At 71.0% G+C, this 19905-nt stretch carries 17 protein-coding genes; 3 read left to right on the plus strand and 14 right to left on the minus strand.

What is annotated here, in order from left to right; translation table 11 throughout:
• Nucleotide 1 precedes the first annotated feature (1 nt).
• From ATC03_RS13250 to truB, 5 genes are all read right to left on the minus strand, one after another.
• Nucleotides 2-1249, minus strand: coding sequence for an MFS transporter (locus ATC03_RS13250; protein WP_067877928.1), 1248 nt, complete (start codon nucleotides 1247-1249; stop codon nucleotides 2-4).
• Nucleotides 1246-2175 (minus strand): bifunctional riboflavin kinase/FAD synthetase, encoded by a 930-nt coding sequence (locus ATC03_RS13255; RefSeq protein WP_067877930.1) that lies wholly within the window; start codon nucleotides 2173-2175, stop codon nucleotides 1246-1248. Before ATC03_RS13255 ends, ATC03_RS13250 begins: the two co-directional genes overlap by 4 nt.
• Nucleotides 2172-2594 (minus strand): hypothetical protein, encoded by a 423-nt coding sequence (locus tag ATC03_RS13260; protein WP_067882165.1) that lies wholly within the window; start codon nucleotides 2592-2594, stop codon nucleotides 2172-2174. The genes ATC03_RS13255 and ATC03_RS13260 overlap by 4 nt, the downstream gene beginning before the upstream one ends.
• A gap of 127 nt (nucleotides 2595-2721) precedes the next feature.
• Nucleotides 2722-3090: a hypothetical protein gene (locus ATC03_RS13265; RefSeq protein WP_067877933.1), complete on the minus strand. Its 369-nt coding sequence runs from the start codon at nucleotides 3088-3090 to the stop codon at nucleotides 2722-2724.
• Nucleotides 3087-4031 carry a tRNA pseudouridine(55) synthase TruB gene (gene truB, locus ATC03_RS13270; RefSeq protein WP_067877936.1) on the minus strand — a complete coding sequence of 315 codons (945 nt, stop codon included), beginning with the start codon at nucleotides 4029-4031 and terminating at the stop codon, nucleotides 3087-3089. The genes ATC03_RS13265 and truB overlap by 4 nt, the downstream gene beginning before the upstream one ends.
• A gap of 65 nt (nucleotides 4032-4096) precedes the next feature.
• Between truB and ATC03_RS13275 the strand changes: the two genes are divergently transcribed.
• Nucleotides 4097-5095 carry a ketopantoate reductase family protein gene (locus tag ATC03_RS13275; RefSeq protein ID WP_067877940.1) on the plus strand — a complete coding sequence of 333 codons (999 nt, stop codon included), beginning with the start codon at nucleotides 4097-4099 and terminating at the stop codon, nucleotides 5093-5095.
• Nucleotides 5096-5210: 115 nt separating this feature from the next.
• Here ATC03_RS13275 and ATC03_RS21035 read toward each other — a convergent pair whose 3' ends face one another.
• Nucleotides 5211-7625 carry a hypothetical protein gene (locus tag ATC03_RS21035; RefSeq protein WP_227820098.1) on the minus strand — a complete coding sequence of 805 codons (2415 nt, stop codon included), beginning with the start codon at nucleotides 7623-7625 and terminating at the stop codon, nucleotides 5211-5213.
• Nucleotides 7626-7944: 319 nt separating this feature from the next.
• Nucleotides 7945-8538, minus strand: a complete 594-nt coding sequence (locus ATC03_RS13285; protein ID WP_067877944.1) for a nucleoside/nucleotide kinase family protein — start codon at nucleotides 8536-8538, stop codon at nucleotides 7945-7947.
• Between the two features lie 61 nt (nucleotides 8539-8599).
• Here ATC03_RS13285 and ATC03_RS13290 point away from each other — a divergent pair, with 61 nt between their 5' ends.
• Nucleotides 8600-9484 (plus strand): HhH-GPD family protein, encoded by an 885-nt coding sequence (locus ATC03_RS13290; RefSeq protein WP_067877946.1) that lies wholly within the window; start codon nucleotides 8600-8602, stop codon nucleotides 9482-9484.
• Between the two features lie 116 nt (nucleotides 9485-9600).
• Here ATC03_RS13290 and rbfA read toward each other — a convergent pair whose 3' ends face one another.
• From rbfA to nusA, 4 genes are all read right to left on the minus strand, one after another.
• Nucleotides 9601-10080: a 30S ribosome-binding factor RbfA gene (rbfA, locus tag ATC03_RS13295; protein ID WP_067877951.1), complete on the minus strand. Its 480-nt coding sequence runs from the start codon at nucleotides 10078-10080 to the stop codon at nucleotides 9601-9603.
• 57 nt (nucleotides 10081-10137) lie between these two features.
• Nucleotides 10138-12966, minus strand: a complete 2829-nt coding sequence (gene infB, locus ATC03_RS13300; protein WP_067877954.1) for a translation initiation factor IF-2 — start codon at nucleotides 12964-12966, stop codon at nucleotides 10138-10140.
• Between the two features lie 87 nt (nucleotides 12967-13053).
• Nucleotides 13054-13338, minus strand: coding sequence for a YlxR family protein (locus ATC03_RS19815; protein ID WP_335622235.1), 285 nt, complete (start codon nucleotides 13336-13338; stop codon nucleotides 13054-13056).
• Between the two features lie 50 nt (nucleotides 13339-13388).
• Entirely contained in the window at nucleotides 13389-14387 is a 999-nt protein-coding gene (gene nusA, locus ATC03_RS13305; protein WP_067877956.1) for a transcription termination factor NusA, read from the minus strand.
• 223 nt (nucleotides 14388-14610) lie between these two features.
• Here nusA and ATC03_RS13310 point away from each other — a divergent pair, with 223 nt between their 5' ends.
• On the plus strand, nucleotides 14611-15420 hold the full coding sequence (locus tag ATC03_RS13310; protein WP_152030956.1) for a DUF1206 domain-containing protein: 810 nt from the start codon (nucleotides 14611-14613) through the stop codon (nucleotides 15418-15420).
• 62 nt (nucleotides 15421-15482) lie between these two features.
• On the opposite strand, the gene ATC03_RS13315 is transcribed toward ATC03_RS13310, so the two are convergent.
• The 3 genes from ATC03_RS13315 to ATC03_RS13325 all read right to left on the minus strand — a co-directional run bounded on the left by ATC03_RS13315 (nucleotide 15483) and on the right by ATC03_RS13325 (nucleotide 19805).
• Nucleotides 15483-17249 (minus strand): proline--tRNA ligase, encoded by a 1767-nt coding sequence (locus ATC03_RS13315; protein WP_067877959.1) that lies wholly within the window; start codon nucleotides 17247-17249, stop codon nucleotides 15483-15485.
• A 123-nt stretch (nucleotides 17250-17372) separates the two neighbouring features.
• The gene (locus ATC03_RS13320; protein WP_067877962.1) at nucleotides 17373-18977 is read right to left on the minus strand and encodes a hypothetical protein; all 1605 of its coding nucleotides are present in this window, start codon (nucleotides 18975-18977) and stop codon (nucleotides 17373-17375) included.
• 240 nt (nucleotides 18978-19217) lie between these two features.
• A complete protein-coding gene (locus tag ATC03_RS13325) occupies nucleotides 19218-19805 on the minus strand; it encodes a PadR family transcriptional regulator (RefSeq protein WP_067882174.1) in 588 nt (195 codons plus the stop codon).
• Nucleotides 19806-19905 lie beyond the last annotated feature (100 nt).

A 19905-nucleotide genomic window follows, 5' to 3' on the forward strand; every position in this document is an offset into this window, starting at 1 on the left:
ACTACCCCTGATGCGGGTGGCGCTCGTCTTCGAGGTACCCGGGCCGCGCCGCAAGGAATCCCGCGATCGCGCCGGGCACCGCGGTCGCCGCGAGGATCACGAGCGGCACCGTCCAGCCGCCCGTCGCCTCGTGCACGAGTCCGATGCCGATCGGGGCGACGGCCGCGATGAGATAGCCCACCGACTGCACCACCCCGCTCAGGGCGATCGATCCCTCGTGCGTTCGCGAGCGCAGGTTGATGAGCACGAGCGCGAGCGGGAACAGCAGCGGGCCGGTGCCGATGAGGGCGACCCAGAGCCAGATCGCGGCCTCGGGCGCGAACAGCAGGCCGCCGTAGCCGAGCACGAACGCGAGCACCGAGATGACGACCAGCGTGCGGATGCGGTCGTAGCGCGCCGCGACGATCGGCACGAGCAGCGCCGCAGGCAGGCCCATCGCCGCGAACAGCGAGAGCAGCGCGCCCGCCTGCCCGCTCGTGACGCCCGCGACGTCGGTCACGATGCTCGGCAGCCACGCGAACATCACGTAGGCGTTGACCGACGACACCGCGAAGATCGTCGCGAGCGCCCACGCGATCGGCGACCGGAGCGCGCGTCGCACCTGGCCCCCTGCAGCTTCCTCGACCAGGGCCGCCGGCGCCGTCGCCCGCGGGTGCACGAGCAGGGCGATCCACGGCACCAGCGCGATGAGCGCGATGACCGCCCACTCCCCCAGCGAGATGCGCCAGCCGGCGGCATCCGCGACCGGCACCGCGATGAGCGGCGGCACGAACGTGCTCACCGAGATGATCGAGACGTAGAGCGTCGTCACGAGCCCGACGCGATCCGAGAAGTACCGCTTCACGAGGGGCGGCAGCAGCACGTTGCCGACGCCCACGGCGGCGAAGACCAGCACGCTCGCGCCGATCAGCGTGACGGACTCCGGCGCCAGGCCCCGCCCGGCGAGCCCGACCGCGAGCACGCCGAGCGCCACGACGACCGTGCGCTCGAGCCCCAACCGCTTCGCGATGATCGGCGTGAGGATGGCGAACACGGCGAAGCACAGCGGCGGGAGCATGCCGAGCAGGCCGACCAGGGCCGGCGGCAGTGGGATGTCGACGTCGATCTCGGCGATGATGGGCGACAACGATGCGACGCCCGTGCGCAGGCTCGACGCGACGAGCAGGATGCCGAGGAGCGCCAGCGTGCGGCCCGCCCAGAGCGGCCGCGGCGGCTCACCCGACGGGATCGCCGGGATGGCCCCGGTCACGCGAGGATCTGCTTCGCGCGTTCGACGTCGCCGCGCATCGTCTCGACGAGGTCGGGGATGCTCGTGAACGCGACCATGCCGCGGATGCGCTCGACGAACTCCACGTCGACGACGTGGTCGTAGAGGTCGAGGGTGCGGTCGAGCACGTACGCCTCGACCTGCTTCGGCGCGACGCCCTCGAAGGTCGGGTTGTCGCCCACCGAGATCGCCGCGGGGTACCGCGTGCCCGCGTCGGTCAGCCACCCGGCGTACACGCCGTCGGCGGGCACGAGCCCCTCGGACTCGGGGGTGAGGTTCGCGGTCGGGAACCCGAGTTCGCGGCCGCGCTTCGCGCCGTGCACCACGATGCCCGACACGGTCGGCGTGTGGCCGAGCAGCGCCGTGGCGTGACGGACATCGCCCTCGGCGAGGATCTCGCGGATCCACGTCGACGAGACCCGCCGCTCGCCCTCGGGACGCACGTCGTCGACGACCTCGACCTCGAAGCCGTACTCGCGGCCGAGTTCGATGAGCAGGTCGACGTCACCGGCCCCCCTGGCGCCGTAGCGGAAGTCCTTGCCGACGAGCACGACCTTCGCGTCGAGTGCCCGCACGAGCACGCGCTCGACGAACTCGGCCGCCGGCACCGATGCGAGCGCGCGATCGAACGGCAACAGGAGCGTCGCATCGACGCCGGTCGTTGCGAGCAGTTCGAGCTTCTGCCGAACGCTCACGAGCGCTTCGGGGCACTTGTCGGGCGCGAGCAGCGCGAGCGGATTGCGGTCGAAGGTGACCGCGGCCGTCACGAGCCCGCGCTCGTCGCCGATCGTTCGGATGCGTTCGATCAGCGCGCGGTGCCCCTGGTGCACGCCGTCGAACTTGCCGATCGTGACCGCGCTCGGGCCGAAGCCCGCCGGAACCCCGTCGACGCCCTTGAAGGTCTTCACGCGGCATCCGTTCTCGTGAGGTCGCCGGATGTCGCGACCGACGCCCCCGGCCGGTGCTTCGCGAGCCACCACATGCCGAGGGCGGGCAGCACGAGCGGGATGAACACGTAGCCGCGGCCGAACCACGACCACACCGTGTCGTGCGGGAAGAGCTCGGGGTCGAGCACGCTCAGCACGCCGACCACGAGCACGCCCGTGAACTCGAACGCGAGCGTCGCCCACGCCACGCGATACCACACGCGACCACGACGGATCAGCGCGATGGTCGCGACGATGTAGACGACCGCCGCCAGGGCCGACAGCGCATACGCGACCGGCGCCTCGTCGAGCTTCGTCGCGATCTGGTAGAACGAACGCCCAGTCGCCGCCAACGCGAGCACGGCGTACACCGCCACGAGCACGCGACCGACGCCGCCCATGCGAGGTCGATCGGCGGTGGCCGGAGCGGGTGCGACCGGCGCAGCTGCGGCGGAGTCGGCGGCGCTCGCGGTGTTCGCGGTGTTCGCAGGCGTTTCAGACATGTCGTTCGATTCTCTCAGACGCGGGTCATGCCGACTGCACGGTCCAGATCTGGAACATGCGGTACAGCATCACCGCGACGGTGAGCGCGCCGACACCGAGCACGACCGTGCTCCACCTGCTGCGGTCGAGCAGCGCCCAGAAGATCGCGGCGGGCGGCACGAGCAGTGCCGCGAACAGGTAGATCCCGAACTCGAGGGCGTTGCCCGTCGGCGCGTTGCCGAACGCCGGGGCGACGATCGAGACGACCACCTGCGCGACGAGCAGCAGCTCGACGAGCACGAGCGATCCGTTCGACAGGTCGCTCGGCGGCCGACCCGCGAAGCCGAGCACGATGCACAGCAGCCCCGCCGCGATCGCGACCGCGAGCTGCACCCACATGAACCACTCGATCACGAGGCGTCCTCGACCGGGAAGCCGACGACGACCTTCAGCGTCTCGCCGCGGCGCTCGACGATCGCGACGAGGCGCCGTGCTGCGGCACCATCTGCGGCGCCGTCGGCTTCCTCGTGTGCGACGTCGGCGACGGCGGCGATCGGCGTACCCTTCGCCGTCTCGGGCGCTCCGGCCGCGTCGATGCGCTTGCCGTGGCCGAGGTCGATCGCCTGCTGCGGGGTGACGTGCACCACGGGCAGCGCCAGCTCCGCGGCATCCGCGGCCCCGATGAGCGCCGACGCGACGTCGAGGTCTTCGAGCACGGATGCCTCGGCGACCCCGAAGCGCCCGATGCGCGTGCGGCGAAGGGCCGTCAGGTGCCCGCCCACGCCGAGGTCGGCGCCCAGGTCGCGGGCGAGCGCGCGGATGTACGTGCCCGACGAGCACTCGACCCGGACGTCGAGGTCGACGAACCCGTCGACGCGGCGGGTGTCGAGCACCTCGAAGGCCGAGATCGTCACCGTGCGGGCCTTGAGCTCGACCTGTTCGCCGTCGCGCACCCGCTGGTACGCGCGCTTGCCGTCGACCTTGATCGCGCTGACGGCGCTCGGCACCTGGTCGATGACGCCGGTCAGCTTCGCGATGCCGTCGGCGACGCGCGCCTCGTCGACGGCCGCGATGAGCTCGGCGGATGCCGCGTCGAACAGTTCGCCCTCGGCGTCGTCGGTGCTCGACCCGGCGCCGAGTCGGATCGTCGCGACATACTCCTTGTCGAGGCCGACGAGGTAGGTGAGGAGGCGGGTCGACCCGTTGATGCCGAGCACGAGGAGGCCGGTCGCCATGGGATCGAGCGTGCCGGCGTGCCCGACCCGGCGGGTTCCGGCGAGGCGACGCGTGCGCGCGACCACGTCGTGGCTGGTGATGCCCTGCGGCTTGTCGACGAGGAGGATGCCGCTGTTCACGCCCTACAGGCTAACAGCCGACCGGTCGCACGCCCTCGTCGCTGGCCCTCCCCTACGCTTGGCGGGTGAGGATCGGGATCATCGGCGCCGGCGCGCTCGGCGGAACGTTCGCGGCACTGCTCTCGCAGGCCGGCCACGAGGTCGAGGTCGCCGCGCGCGGCACCGTGCGCGCAGCGATCCAGGCCCGTGGCATCCGTCTCAGCGGCGGATTCGGCGATGTGATCGCCGAGGTCGCGGTCGCCGAGCGCCTGACCGTTCGCCCGGAGCTCGTGCTCGTGTGCACCAAGGCGCAGGACGCCGAGGCCGCGATCGCCGCGAATCGCGAGCGCATCGACGGCGCGCCCGTCGTGGTCGTGCAGAACGGACTCGAGGGCGTCGACACCGCCTCGCGGCTGCTCCCTCGCTCGCGGTGCTTCGGCCTGCTCTCGCTCATCGCCGCCGACCACTCCGAGCCGGGCGTCGTGCACGTGACGGCGACGGCCGAGAGCCGACTCGGTCGCGGCGACGGATCGGCCGGCCCCGAGGCCGTGCGCCTCGCAGCGCTGCTCTCCGACGCCGTGCCGGTGCTCGCGATCGACGACTTCCGCGGAGCGCAGTGGACCAAGCTCGTCGTGAACATGGTCAACGCGGTGCCCGCGATCGTCGGGTCCACACTCGGCGACGTCGTCGCCGACTCGGGGCTGCTCGCCGTACTGACGGCCTCGATGCGCGAGTGCGTTCGGATCGGCATCGCTCGCGGAGTGCGGTTCGTCGCCCTGAACGGACTCGACGACGCCTCGCTCAGGGATTTCGCCTCCCTGCCGCTCGCCGAGGCGACCGCGGTGCCGTCGGCACTCGTCTCCAGAATGAGTTGGGAGCAGAACCGGGGCTCAACGCAGCAGAGCCTTCGCCGCGGACAGCCGACCGAGATCGACTACCTGAACGGCGCCGTCGTGCGCGAGGCATCCATCGCCGCCCTCGCCGCGCCCGTCAACGCGGCCCTCACCGCGCTCGTGCACGAGGTCGAGGCGGCCGGGCGGCCGCTGCCGCGAGCGCGTGTGCTCGACGTGCTCGCTCTGGTCTGACCCGCGCGTACGACCGAGCGGGCGTCGGTCGAACCTCGGTCGGCCGCGCGTTCGACCACGCGCGAAAGAGGGGGCCCGGCGAACCGGACCCCCTCTCTGCGTCTAGCGGATGTCGCTACGCGCGGTTCTTGCGGCGAACGCGGGCGATCACGAGGAACGCTGCGCCTGCGAGCACGATCAGACCCGCGACGATGGCGATGCCCGTACCGGCGAAGCCGGTCTCGGCGAGGCCGATGCCGCCACCCGCCGTGGTGGTGCCGTCACCGCCGCCGGTCGGCACGATGGTCGGGCCGTTGGCGCAGTTCGGGGTCGCGGGCGGGTAGCTCAGGTCGACCGTCATCTCGGGGTTCACGACGAGCGTGGCCTTGGTCACCGAGCGGGTCCAGGCGAAGTTCCCGGTGGTCTCCTGCCAGGTGCCGTCGACCTTCTGCTCCCAGCCGGGCCAACCGGTCGGCGTGACGCCGTCCGCGGCGACCGATGCACCGGGCCAGAGACGCTGACCCTTCAGCACGCCGTCCTTGAGCTCGCCGAGTTCGAGGGTCTCGGTGTTCGTGCCGTCGCTCAGCACGAGCGAGACCTTCTTGCTCGTCGCCTGCTCGTCAGGGTCGACCAGCTTGACGTCGTAGAAGATCCAGGGCGCATCGGCGATGCACTTGCCGGTCGCGAACGATCCCTCGAGCGTCGGCTCGATGCATTCCTCATCGTCGAACGTGAACTCGAACGACTTGGACGTCGTACCGTCGGCGAAGAAGTGGCCATCGTCGGTGGTCGCGATCGCGGTCGCATTGCCGCTGCGCGGGTCGCCGACGATCTTCCAGCTCACGTGTTCGACTTCGTCGGGCAGCTCGATCGCGTCGAGGTCGACGCCGCACTTCTCGGTCGGAGTGGGCGCGGCTGCCAGCGGGATGCAGTCGGTGTCGACGATCTTGAACGTCCACGACGTCGTCGCACCAGCCGGGAACTTGAGGCCCTTCTGCGGGGCCACCGTCGCCGTGATCGACTCGGCGGTGCGCGTGACCGTCCAGTCGAGCTTGTCGGTGTCGATCGGGTCGGTGAACACCGTGTTGTCGGGACCGCACGAGTCGTCGAATGCCGGCTCGCCCGGGGCGGCAGTCTCCTCCGGCGGGCAGTCTGCATCGTTGATCACGAACGGATCGAACGTGATCGACGCCTCACCGGTCTTGAACGCGAAGCCGGCCTGCGGCTTCACCGAAACCGTGATCTTGCCGTCGGCGCGCGTCGTCGTCCAGTCGAGCTCGGTCGTGTCGACCGGTTCGGTGAACTCCGTGTTGTCGGGACCGCACTCGTCCTTGAACGCCGGCTTGGCCGGAACATCGATCGGGCAGGGCGTGTCGTTGATCACGAACGCCGGGAACGTGATCGACGGCGCACCGGATTCGAACGCGAACCCGGCCTGCGGCTTCACGGAAACCGTGATCTTGCCGTTGGCGCGCGTCGTCGTCCAGTCGAGCTCGGTCGTGTCGGCCGGCTCGGTGAAGACCGTGTTGCCGGGCCCGCACTCATCGCTGAACGCCGGAGCAGCCGGGACGACGATCTTGGTCGGCGGGCAGGGCGCGTCGTTGACGACGTATGCCGGGAACGTGATCGACGGCTCACCGTTCTTGAACGCGAACCCGGCCTGCGGCTTCACGGAAACCGTGATCTTGCCGTTGGCGCGCGTCGTCGTCCAGTCGAGCTCGGTCGTGTCGGCCGGCTCGGTGAAGACCGTGTTGCCGGGCCCGCACTTGTCGCTGAACGCCGGAGCGGCCGGCACGTCGATCTTGGTCGGCGGCTTGACGCAGTCGGCGTACTGGAGCAGCGTCTGGTCTCCCTGCGCGGGCACCGTGTTGATGATCGGGCTGGTCTCCCAGACGTCCCACCATGCGTACGTCTTGTACGTGTACGACGGGATGATGTCCTTGGAGTGGTCGTCGTGACCGCTGCGGATCGAGCTCACGGGGAGCTCGAGGCGCTGGTACGCCTTCGTGCCGTTGTCCCAGTGGCACACGGTCAGCTTCGGCGTGTTCGACGTACGGCAGTCGCCCTTGAGCTTCTCGACGCGACCGTCGGAGCCCTTGGAGTACTTGTCGTTCCACGTGGTGTAGGCGTAGACCCACGGACCGGTCGTGCTGGTGCCGGAGATCGACTCGGTGCCGAGCACGAGCGTCGCGTTGCCTTGGGAGGGGATCGGGCCCTTGTTCATGCCGGCGTCGCTCTTCGGCGTGCCGTCGAACGAGCTCCCGCCCACGCGCCACTTGGTCGAGCCCGTGAGGTTCTTGTCGACCTGGGTGAGCTCGAGCGTGTACGTGACGTCGTACATGCCCGTTGTGGTGTTGCAGACGGCGGTGGCCTTCAGGTCACCGGTGTGCGCGCTCGCGGGCGCCGCCATGGCGACGACGGAGAGGCCGCCGGCGAGGGCGAGGGTGGTCAGGACGGCCGCGGCGCGACGCCACAAGCTCGGTGATTCAGGCCGGGTGCGGGTGCGCCAGGTGCGCAGGGCACCGCGTACCGAACCGCTGGGGTTGGGCATTCGGGTTCTCCATCGATCGAACCGGCGTTTGCGAACCCTGGCGAAGGCCGAGTGCGCGCGCGACAGCACGGCGTGGACCGTGGAGCCTTGGGCAGGCGCACACGGGTGTTCGGGTCTTCGGGTGGTGCGTGAGGGATCGCACAGCCGGGGGCAAGGGCTGTGAACCTTCAGTATGGCGGCTCGCGACAGGTCGCGTCCACCGATCCGCGGTCGGATTCGACGATTTCCCCCGCAAAGTGGGGCCAAGCTCGCGCACAGCGGGGGAACGCGCGGCGCAGCACCCCGACGAGGCCGATCGGATGCCGCCTGATCAGCCGTTTCAGCCGACGACGAGGCTCGGGTGCGCGGCGTCGCGGTCGTCGACGACGACGGCATCGCCGAGGCGCGGATCCGCCTCGGCGTAGGCGAGCACGTCGGCCGGGTCCACCGGTTCGCCGTCGAGCACGATCGGCACGTCCCAGAGTTCGGCGAGTCGCGGGCGCATCACGAACCGGCCGTCGAGCACGAGGATGGCGTCGGCGGGGCCGGTGATCCACTTCGGTTCGACCCAGGCGTCGCGGGCGGGGTCGAGCACGGCCGTGACGAACGCCGTCGACCCGCCCATGCGGAACGGCTCCACGAGCACTCGGCGCAACGCCGACTCGTCGAACCCGTACCGGAAGTAGCGTTCGGGGGTGTCGTCGCCGAACACGTCCTGCGCAGCCCGCGAGCGGTGGAAGCCTTCCATGCTGGCGCGGAACACGCGGTGACCGCGCTCGCGGATCACGTCGGCGAGGTCGTCGCCGAACCGGGTCTTGCCGCTGCGCACCGGGCCGTCGATCGCCACGATCATGCGCCCGCGCCCGGAGTGCCGCAGGATCTCGTCGGAGAGCTGCCGTAGGAACGTCACTCGCGGCGTCGTCACCAGTTGCATGGGGCCAATGCTAGTCAGCGACGGTGGCCGGGGCATCCGTTCGGGTGCCTAGGCTGGGAGGATGCCCGCTGCATCGCCCGACCTCGCCGAGGCCGTCAACGACTGGTTCGCGGATGCCGCGCGCCCGCTGCCGTGGCGTGCGGCCGACGTGTCGCCGTGGGCCGTGATGGTGAGCGAGTTCATGCTGCAGCAGACCCAGGTCTCGCGTGTGGTCCCCCGATGGGAGGCATGGATCGAGCGCTGGCCGACGCCCGCCGCGATGGCGGCCGCTCCCCCGTCCGAGGCGGTGCGCGCCTGGGACCGGCTCGGCTACCCGCGCCGAGCCCTGTGGCTGCACCGGGCCGCGACCGCGATGGTCGAGCGGCACGGCGGCGAGGTGCCGCGCGAGCTCGACGACCTGCTCGCCCTGCCCGGTGTCGGGCCGTACACCGCACGCGCGGTGGCGGCGTTCGCGTTCGGCGCGCGGCATCCGGTCGTCGACACGAACACCCGACGGGTCATCGCCCGTGCCGTGCTGGGGCAGGGCCATCCCGGTCCGCCTTCGACCGCCCGCGATCTCGCGGCGATGGATGCGCTGCTCCCGGAGTCGGATGCCGCGGCGCGCGTGTTCAACGCGGCCGCGATGGAGCTCGGGGCCACCGTGTGCACCGCCCGCTCGCCGAGGTGCGAGTCGTGCCCGATCGCGGACCGGTGCGCCTGGCGGCTCGCCGGCAGCCCCGAGTACGACGGACCGCGCACGGCGAAGCAGGCCCGCTTCGAGGGCTCCGACCGGCAGGTGCGTGGGCTCGTGATGCGCGAACTCCGTGCCGCGCACCGTCCGGTGGCCCGTGCCGAGCTCGCGCCGATCTGGGCCGACCAGGCGAAGCTCGATCGCGCCATCGACACGCTCGTTGCCGACGGGCTCGCCGTGCCCGATGACGACGGCTTCACGCTCCCCGACGCGTGAGTGCGATGCGGGCGAGGCTCCGCGTGCGCGACTCCGGCACGAGAGCCGTCGCGAAGCGGGCACCGACGACGGAAGGCACGCCCTGACGGGCGTGCCTTCCATATCGTTCAGCGAATCTACGCCCGCTTGGACTCGTCGGCCTCGGACTCGTCGTCTTCCGACTCGTCTTCTTCGAAATCGCGCGGCTTCACGTACGGGTCGGCGTCGCCGGCGTACTCGGCCGCGCTCGCCGCCGCCTCGGTCTCGGCGTCGCGTTCGCGGGCCTCGCGCAGGAGCGCGGCGATGTGGTCGGCGTTCTCGGGGATCGCGTCGAGGATGAACTCGAGCGACGGCGTGAGCCGCGCCGTGATGTTGCGACCGACCTCGGTGCGCAGCATGCCGGTGGCGGCCTTCAGCGCGAGGGCCGAGTCGCTGCGCTCCTCGTCGGTGCCGTACACCGTGTAGAAGATGCTCGCGTGCTGGAGGTCGCCCGTGACGCGGACGTCCGTGATCGTGACGAAACCGAGTCGCGGGTCGCGGAGGCCCTTGTCGAGCCGTCGGGCGACGATCTCCTTGATGCGGTCCGCCATCTTGCGGGCGCGTGCGGGATCAGCCATGCTGTGTCTCCTTCCGGGACGGGATCGGGGCGGCTCGCGCCGCCCCGACCGTCTCGACTATGCGCGAGGCTTCTCGCGCATCTCGGTGGTCTCGATCTCGTCGCCCACCTGGATGTCGTTGAACTTGCCGAGGCCGATACCGGCTTCGTAGTCCGTGCGCACCTCGGTGACGTCGTCCTTGAAGCGACGCAGCGACTCGATCGCGAGGTTGTCGCCGACGACGACGCCATCGCGGATGACGCGTGCCTTGGCGTTTCGCGTGATCGTTCCCGACCGCACGATGACACCCGCGATGTTGCCGAACTTCGAGGAGCGGAACACCTCGCGGATCTCGGCGACACCCGACTGGACCTCTTCGAACTCGGGCTTGAGCATGCCCTTGAGCGAGTCCTCGATCTCGTCGATCGCGTTGTAGATGACCGAGTAGAAGCGGATGTCGACGCCCTCGCGAGCGGCGCGCTCGCGCGCCTTCGTGTCGGGACGCACGTTGAAGCCCACGATGATCGCGTTGTCGATCGTCGCGAGGTTGACGTCGCTCTCGGTGATCGCACCCACACCGCGGTGGAGGATGCGCAGCTGCACCGAGTCGTCGACCTCGATCTTGAGGAGCGACTCCTCGAGCGCCTCGACGGCACCCGAGACGTCACCCTTGATGATGAGGTTGAGCGATTCGACCTTGCCCTCTTCGAGTGCACGGGTGAAGTCCTCGAGCGAGATGCGCTTGCGGGCCTTGGCCAGCTGGGCGTTGCGCTCGGCGGCTTCGCGCTTCTCGGCGATCTGACGCGCGGTGCGGTCCTCCTCGGTGACGAGGAAGGTGTCGCCGGCGCGCGGGACGCTCGAGAGGCCCTGCACCTGGACCGGGCGCGACGGGGTCGCGGCGAGCACGGGGTCGCCGTTCTCGTCGGCCATCGCACGGACGCGGCCGTAGGCCGTGCCAGCGACGATCGCGTCACCGACGCGCAGCGTTCCGGACTGGATGAGCACGGTCGCGACGGCACCGCGGCCCTTGTCGAGCTTCGCTTCGATCGCGACACCGCGGGCGTCCTTGTTCGGGTTCGCACGCAGGTCGAGGCCGGCATCGGCGGTGAGGAGCACTGCGTCGAGCAGGTCCTGGATGCCGATGTCGTTGCGAGCCGAGACGTCGACGAACATGACGTCTCCGCCGTACTCCTCGGCGACGAGGCCGAACTCGGTGAGCTGCTGGCGCACCTTGGCCGGGTTGGCGTCTTCCTTGTCGATCTTGTTCACCGCGACCACGATCGGCACGTTGGCCGACTGCGCGTGGTTCAGCGCCTCGATCGTCTGGGGCATGATGCCGTCGTCGGCCGCGACCACGAGGATCGCGATGTCGGTCACCTGCGCACCACGGGCACGCATGGCGGTGAACGCCTCGTGGCCCGGGGTGTCGATGAAGGTGATCGCGCGGTCGATGCCCTCGTGCTGGGTGTGCACCTGGTAGGCACCGATGTGCTGCGTGATGCCGCCGGCCTCGCCTGCGACGACGTTGGCGTTGCGGATCGCGTCGAGCAGTCGTGTCTTACCGTGGTCGACGTGACCCATGACGGTCACGACGGGCGGACGCTGCTCGAGGACGTCGTCGCCCTCGTCGTCGAGTTCGCCGTCGAGGTCGATGTCGAAGCCCTCGAGGAGCTCCTTGTCCTCGTCTTCGGGCGAGACGACCTGGATCTTGTAGCCGAGCTCGGCGCCGAGCACCTCGAAGGTGGCCTCGTCGAGCGACTCGGTCGCCGTGGCCATCTCACCGAGGTGGAACAGCACCGTGACGAGCGAACCGGGGTTCGCGTCGATCTTGTCGGCGAAGTCCGAGATCGACGAGCCGCGACGCAGACGGATGACGGTGGTGCCGTCTCCGCGAGGAACGCTGACGCCGCCGAGCGACGGGGCCTCCCGCATCTCGAATTCGGCCCGCTTCGTGCGCTTCGACTTGCGCGACTTGCTCTTGCCGCCACCGCGGCCGAAGGCACCTGCCGTGCCGCCGCCGGGGCCACGGCCACGGCCGCCGCCACCGCCTGCTGGGCGCGGCGCGAAGCCGCCACCGGCACCGGGAGCTCCACCGCCGGGGCGCTGGAAACCGCCGCCGCCACCGGGACGTGCACCGGCACCGGCACCTGCGCCGCCGGGGCGCTGGAAGCCGCCGCCGGGGCGACCGCCTGCACCGGCCGGGCGCGGAGCACCCGGACGGGGCGAGCCCGGACGGGGTGCCTGCGGGCGCGGGATGTTGCCGGGGCTCGGGCGCTGGCCCATGCCCTGCGCGCTGGCGAACGGGTTGTTGCCCGGACGCGGGATCGCGGGCTTCTGGCCCATGCCCTGCGCGCTGGCGAACGGGTTGTTGCCCGGGCGCGACGCGGGAGCACCGGGACGCGGAGCACCGGGACGAGGCGCAGCCCCACCGGGCTTCGGCGCGGAGCCGGGCTTGGCCTCGTCGGTCGGGGTCTCGGTCGCGGCGGCCGCGGGGGCCTCTGCGGCTGCAGCCTTCTCGGCTGCGGCCTGCGCCGCACGCTCTTCGGCCTGGGCCTGGCGCTCGGCCACGGTCAGCGGCACGTCGGCGGGTGCCGCGGCGGCAGGGGCCTCGGCCGGAGCCTCGGGTGCGGCGACGGGCTTGGGCGCCGGCTTGGGGCCGGGCTTGATGCCCGGCTTCGCCGCCGACGGACGTGCGGGTGCTGCGGGGGCAGCGGCGGCGGGTGCGGCGTCCTTGGCCGCAGCGCCTGCTGCTTCGAGCGCGGCCTTCAGGCGGCGCGCGACGGGCGGTTCGATGGACGACGAGGGTCCCTTGACGTACTCGCCCATCTCCTTGAGCTTCTCAAGGGCGATCTTGCTGTCGACACCGAGTTCGGATGCGATCTCGTGTACGCGTGGTTTGGCAGCCACTTCTCTCCTGTTCCGGGTCCGACCCCGGACAGGGGCGAACCATCAATGGCGGACGGGGCTCATTTCGAGCCACTCATGAGTTGTTACTCATTGGTCATCACTTGTGTTCAGCCTGTTCTCTACGTTGCCGGTGTCCACTTCGCCGCGAATGCGGAGTGCCCGCCCGAAGGCGCGCTTCCGAACGGCGAGGCGGTAGCACTCGAGTGTCGGATGCAGCCACGCACCTCTGCCCGGAAGCACGGCCGAGGTATCGGCCAGGACCAACGAGTTTTGGGAGACGACCCTCAGAAGCGAGGATCGTGGAGCGCGCGAACGGCATCCGATGCACGTTCTGACGGGTTCCATCCTACACCTCCGGGGCTGGGCGCCCATCGACGCCCAGACCTGGCGCGATCCGACCGGCTCGACTCGACTCGACCGACTCAGTTCGACTCGAGGACCGAATCGGGCTGGATGTCGATCTTCGCGCCCGTGAGCTTGGCGGCGAGGCGGGCGTTCTGGCCCTCCTTGCCGATCGCGAGCGAGAGCTGGTAGTCGGGCACGAGCGCGCGGACGGCTCGAGTCGACTCGTCGATGACGAACGCGCTCGTCACCTTCGCGGGCGAAAGGGCGCTCGCGACGAACGTGGCGAGGTCGTCGGAGTAGTCGACGATGTCGATCTTCTCGGCGCCGAGCTCCGCCGTGACGGCGCGGACGCGCTGCCCGAGCTCGCCGATGGCCGCACCCTTGGCGTTGATGCCGGGCTGGTTCGCGCGAACCGCGATCTTGGTGCGGTGGCCCGCCTCGCGGGCCAGCGAGACGATCTCGACGACGCCGTTCGCGATCTCGGGCACCTCGAGGGCGAAGAGCTTGCGCACGAGCGCGGGGTGCGTGCGCGACACGGTGATCGAGGGGCCCTTGGCGCCCTTCGCGACACTCGTGACGTAGACGCGGATGCGCTGGCCGTGCGGGTACTCCTCGCCGGGGACCTGTTCCTCGGGGGGCAGGATGGCCTCGACGGAGCCGAGGTCGATGTGGATCATGCGGGGATTCGGGCCCTGCTGGATCACCCCGGCGACGATGTCGCCCTCGCGGCCGCGGAACTCGCCGAGCACCGCGTCGTCGGCCAGGTCGCGCAGACGCTGGTTGATGACCTGCTTCGCGGCGAAGGCCGCGATCCGCCCGAAGTCGCTCGGGCTGTCTTCGGCCTCGCCGATGACGTTGCCCTCTTCGTCGAGCTCGGGCACGAAGACCGAGACGTGACCGGTCTTGCGGTCGAGCTCGGCCCGCGCCCCGTCGGGGTTCGCGTGGCCGTGCTGGTCGGGGTGCGTGTGCTTCAGGTAGGCCATGAGAATGGCCTGCTCGATGATCTGCACCAGTTCATCGAAGGGGATCTCCTTCTCGCGCTCCATCATGCGAAGCACGCTGAGGTCGATATCCATGGCCGGCCTCCTCTATTCAGCTCTCAGTGCCGCTCCCACCTGCGGGCGACTCTCTAGATTAGCGGATGTCGGGCGTTCCGCGAGACGGGATCCTGCACGCCGGCGGCGACGACCCTCCGCCTCACGACCGCCGACGAGATCCTCGGCGAGGCTCCCGATACCCTCACCCGCGGGGTCCGCGCAAGGGGCCGAGCGCGGGGCGCGCCGTGGATACGCTGTGCCGATGACCCCCGACACCCTGAAGTCGACCGCGAGCGCCGCCCAGCGCTCCAAGACCTTCCGCACCCTCGCCCGAGCGGGCTACGCCGTGCTCGGCGTCGTGCACATCGTGATCGGTGCGATCGCCGTGTCGGTGGCGGTCGGCGCCGGCGGCGGCGAAGCAGATCAGGGCGGCGCCATGCAGCAGATCGCGCGGGTGCCGTTCGGCACGGTCGTGCTCTGGGCGATCGTCCTCGGCCTCACCGCGCTCGGCGTCTGGCAGGTGGCCGGGGCCTTCCTCGAGCAGGAACCGGACACGAAGAAGAAGTGGGGCAAGCGCGTCAAGGACGTCGGCACCGCGCTGGCCTACTTCGCGACGGGTACGACCGGGCTCGTGTACGCCCTCGGCGGCAGCTCCGACTCCTCCGAATCGTCGACCTCGCTGAGCGCCGCGCTGCTCGCCACGCCCGGGGGAGTGTTCCTGCTCGTGCTCGTCGGCCTCGTGGTCGTCGGCATCGGCGTCGGCTTCATCGTGAGCGGCGCTCGCCGGAGCTTCGAGAAGCACCTGTCGCTTCCGGCGGGCGCGGTCGGCCGCGGCATCCGCACGCTCGGCATCGTCGGGTACCTCGCAAAGGGCATCGTGCTCGGTGTGGTGGGCGTACTGTTCGTGGTCGCCGCGTTCACGCACGATCCCGAGAAGGCCGGCGGCCTCGACGCCGCGCTCAAGAGCCTGGCCGCGCTCCCCTTCGGCCAGGTGATCCTCTGGCTCGTCGGGGCGGGGCTCATCGTCTACGGCATCTACTGCTTCGCGCGGGCGCGCTACGCCAAGGTGTGACCGCGGGCCTCACCCGCGCTCCTCCCGGCGGCGGCCCACCATGGTCGGCCGCCGCCGGTGCGTCAGGCGGTGAGCGCGGCGACCGCGTCGGCTGCGGAGAGCGTCTGTCGCTCGCCCGTGCGGCGGTTCCAGAGCTCGACCTCGCCGTCGGCCGCGCCGCGCCCGACGATGAGGATGCGCGGAACGCCGATGAGCTCGGCGTCGCCGAACTTCACGCCGGGCGAGACCTTGGGGCGGTCGTCGTAGAGCACGTCGAGGCGTGCGCGTTCGAGTTCGGCGGCGAGTCGCTCGGCGAGCTCGAAGGCGACGGCGTCTCGGCCGGTCGCGACCACGTGCACGTCGAACGGCGCGATCGACTCGGGCCAGACGAGACCCTTCTCGTCGTTGTTGCCCTCGGCGATGATCGCGAGGATGCGCGTGACGCCGATGCCGTACGAGCCCATGGTGACGGTCGCGAGCTTGCCGTTCTCGTCGAGCACCTTGAGGCCCAGCACCTCGGCGAAGAAGCGCCCGAGCTGGAAGACGTGGCCGATCTCCATGCCGCGCGCGAGCTCGACCGGGCCGGAGCCGTCGGGCGCGGGGTCGCCGGCGCGCACGTTCGACGCCTCGACGGTGCCGTCGGCGACGAAGTCGCGGCCGGCGACGAGGCCGAAGACGTGCTTCTGGTCGAGGTTGGCGCCCGTGATCCACTCGGTGCCGTCGACGATGCGCGGGTCGACCAGGAAGCGGATGCCGGTGGCCGACGTCTCGCCGAGCACGGCGCCCTCGGGCGACCACGGACCGATGTACCCCTTGACGAGGCCGGGGTGCTTCGCGAAGTCCGCCTCGGTGGCGGGCTCGACCTCGGCAGGGGCGAACGCTACCTCGACGCGCTTCATCTCGACTTCGCGGTCGCCGGGCAGGCCGACGACGACGATCTCGCGGGTGCCGTCGAGGTGCGTCAGCGCGAGCACGACGTTCTTCAGCGTGTCGGCCGCGGTCCACTCGCGCCCGTCAGGGCGGGGGTGGTTGGCGTTGGCGAGGTCGACGAGCGTGGCGATCGTCGGCGTGTTCGGCGAGTCGAACACCTCTGCCGCGGGCAGGCCGTCGATCGGAGTCGGCTCGGGAACGACCGTCGTGAAGGCCTCGACGTTGGCCGCGAAGCCGCCATCGGAGCGCACGAAGGTGTCTTCACCGACCGGAGTCGGGTGCAGGAACTCCTCGCTGCGCGCGCCGCCCATGAGCCCGTTGTCGGCGTTGACGATGACGTATTCGAGGCCCAGGCGGGTGAAGATGCGCTCGTAGGCGTCGCGCTGGGCCTGGTAGCTCACCTCGAGGCCCTCGTCGGAGATGTCGAACGAGTAGGCGTCCTTCATGGTGAACTCGCGGCCGCGCAGGAGGCCGGCGCGGGGGCGGGCCTCGTCGCGGTACTTGTCCTGGATCTGGTAGATCGAGAGCGGCAGGTCCTTGTAGGAGTTGTAGAGGTCCTTCACGAGCAGCGTGAAGACCTCTTCGTGCGTGGGTGCGAGCAGGTAGTCGGCGCCCTTGCGGTCGTGCAGGCGGAAGATTCCGTCGCCGTAGGTCTCCCATCGTCCGGAGGCCTCGTAAGGCTCGCGCGGCAGGAGCGCCGGGAAGTGCACCTCGTGCGCGCCCGCGTTCGTCATCTCGTCGCGGATGATCGCTTCGATCTTGGCCTTGACGCGGAGGCCCAGCGGCAGCCAGGCGAACACGCCCGGGGCCTGACGGCGGATGTACCCCGCGCGCACGAGCAGGCGGTGGCTGGCCACCTCGGCGTCGGCGGGGTCTTCGCGGAGCGTGCGGAGGAAGTAGTTGGTGAGGCGTGTGGGCACCCGACGATTCTAGTGAGCGTCGGATGTCGCCATCGAAACCGGTGTTCGTGAGGCGTCCTGACGTCGGGGCGGACGTACGAGGAGCGGGCGAGGCGCTCGGCCCCGCCCGCTCCCGGTGTCGGATCAGGCGCTGCGGCGCCGCGCCACCGCTCCGGCCGCGACGGCGATGCCGCCGAGCAGGAGCGCGGCCAGCGCGAGCAGGCCGGGCAGCGCGAGCTCGGTGCCCGTCGAGGCGAGGCTCGGCGTGACGTCCTCGAGCTCGGTCACGTCGTGCGCAGCCACGGCGGCGACCGGAGCGGCGGCAACCGGAGCCACGGCGGGCGCCGGTTGGAGGGGCGCACCCGACGGCGAGAACAGCGGAGCACCGCCGATGTTGCCGAACGCGAAGATGAACGTGTTCGGCGTGCCGGTCGCGGGATCGAGCGAACTCTGGCCGTACGAGTACGCCTCCGCCCCGACCGCGCCGAGCGCGGCGTTCGCCTCGGCCTCGGTCGCGGCCGCTCCGTAGAACGTCACGAACGAGTGCGAGGCCCCCGGCGCGAGCGCGCCGAACCGGAAGTCGAACAGCGCCCCGATGTCGCCCGGGCCCTGGTCGACGCCGTTGCCCTCGAAGATGATGCTCGACGGGCCCGACAGCGGGTTCGGGCTCGCGAAGCCGTCGTCGCTCGTGTAGAACAGCGCGGTCGCCGAGCCGCCCTGGATCGTGACGAACTCGCTGAAGGCGGTCGGCTCGATGTCCCAGTCCATCAGCCGCCGGTACTGCACCGTGGCGATGGTGGCCCCCGAGATGTTCTCGATGATGACGTTCACCTGGTAGAGGTTCGGCGTCGCGGGCGAGGGGATGTACTGGTGGGTCACGCGGAACACGGGCGCGCTCGCGGCGTCGCGCACCACGACGACCGAGGTCGCCGTCGAGCCCGTGAACTCGAAGGACTCCACCTCGAGGTTCGTGCCGCCCGGGCCTTCGGTGTCGAGATCGGCTCCGCCCCAGACCCCCGAGGCGGGATCGCCGACGCCCCAACCCTCGCACAGGCAGCCCGGCGAGGTCGAGTCGTTGCCCGTGGGCAGGTAGGCGAGCCCGGCGTCGCCGGGTCCGGCGGCCGAACCCGTCGCGTCCGAGGTGTTGAGCTCGCCGGTCGGGTTCACCGCCAGCAGGATCGTGCCGTTCGTGATGCAGACGGCCGGGTAGCACGGGCTGCCGGGGACCGGCAGTGCGGCCACGACCGGTCCGGCGGCCGCCGCGGCGAACAGCGTGACGGTGGGCTCCTCGACCGCTTCGGCGAGGGTCTCCTCGACGGTGGTCTCGGGAGCCGCGACGACGACCTCGGGCACGCCTGCGGTCGACGAGTCTCCGGCCGGTGCGTCGGCCGGCACGTCGGCCGACGTACCTGCGGGTGCATCCGCGGGCGCCTCGGCGGGCGCTTCGACCGCGGGCGTCACTGCCGGCGGGGCCTCGATCACGGCTGCGTCGGGGGCTGCGGCCTCGGGGGCGGCCGGCTCGGGAGCTGCCGCGTCGGCCGGCTCCTCGGCGGGCGCCGGCTCGGGCACGACGATGGCCGCGGCATCCGGAGCCTCGGTGGACTCGGCCGCGGCGGCGGGCGGCGGATCCGGAACCGCGTCGTCGGCGAGCGCCGGCAGCGGGGCCAGCGCGAAGGCGAGGGCCGTCATGGTCGCGACGGCGCCGGTGACGAGCCCGAAGCGGGCTCGCGGGGACAGCTGGGTGGACATGTTCGCTCCGTTCGTGGGGCCCGTGGGGAGCGGGTCTCGGTCGTCCGGTCCGCGGGTGGATACCGGACGGTCGTCACGTTAGGAGCGGGCTCGAGGGACTTCGTCAGGGTCTCCCCTGATCGGGACGCGCCATCCGGCGCACGTTTCGCCGGACACGACGAAGGGCACCCGTCGGCGTCGTGCCGTCGGGTGCCCTCGATGACGCTCCCGGTGCGGATCGCTCCGCACCGGCGAGCCGGATCACTCGGCGAGGATGAGGTAGAGCGCCTTGCGCGCCTCGTCGACCTTCGCCGCGGCGGCCGCGCGCTGCTCGTCGGTCGCTCCGTGACGGAACTGACCGGCGACGCCCATGAGCTTGCCGAGCGCCTGGAAGAGCTCGGTCGAGGACTCGCTGGGCTTGGGCACGGAGGCCCAAGCGCCGGCGATCTCGTCCTCGTGCTCGGCGATGTACGCGCGGCCTTCGTCGGTCAACTGGAACTCGGTCTTGCGGCCCTCGCCGACGGCGACGATGAGATCCTCGTCGACGAGCTGCTGCAGCGTCGGGTAGACCGAGCCGGGGCTCGGGCGCCAGGCGCCCTCGGTCTTCTCGGCGACGGCCTTGATGATGGCGTAGCCGTTGCTCGGGCTCTCGGCGAGCAGCGAGAGGATCGCTGCGCGCACGTCGCCCTTGGAGCGGCGACGGCCGCCGCGTCCGCCGAAGCCCGGGCCGAAGCCGGGGCCGCCGGGGAAGGCGGGGTCGCCCCACGCGCCCGGCCCGTGGTGCGGGCGGCCGAAGGCGGGGTCGTGGTGGAAGCGGCCCTCGCCGCGCTGGTGGTCGTGGTGGGACATCCGGTCGTGTCGACGGCCGAAGCCTCGGTGATCTGATTCGATGAAGTGTTCGCGAGTCATGCGCACACATCCTTTCGTTCGGTTTGAAAGATGACTCACA

It is taken from the genome of Agromyces aureus (assembly GCF_001660485.1).
GTDB classification, from domain to species: Bacteria; Actinomycetota; Actinomycetes; order Actinomycetales; family Microbacteriaceae; genus Agromyces; species Agromyces aureus.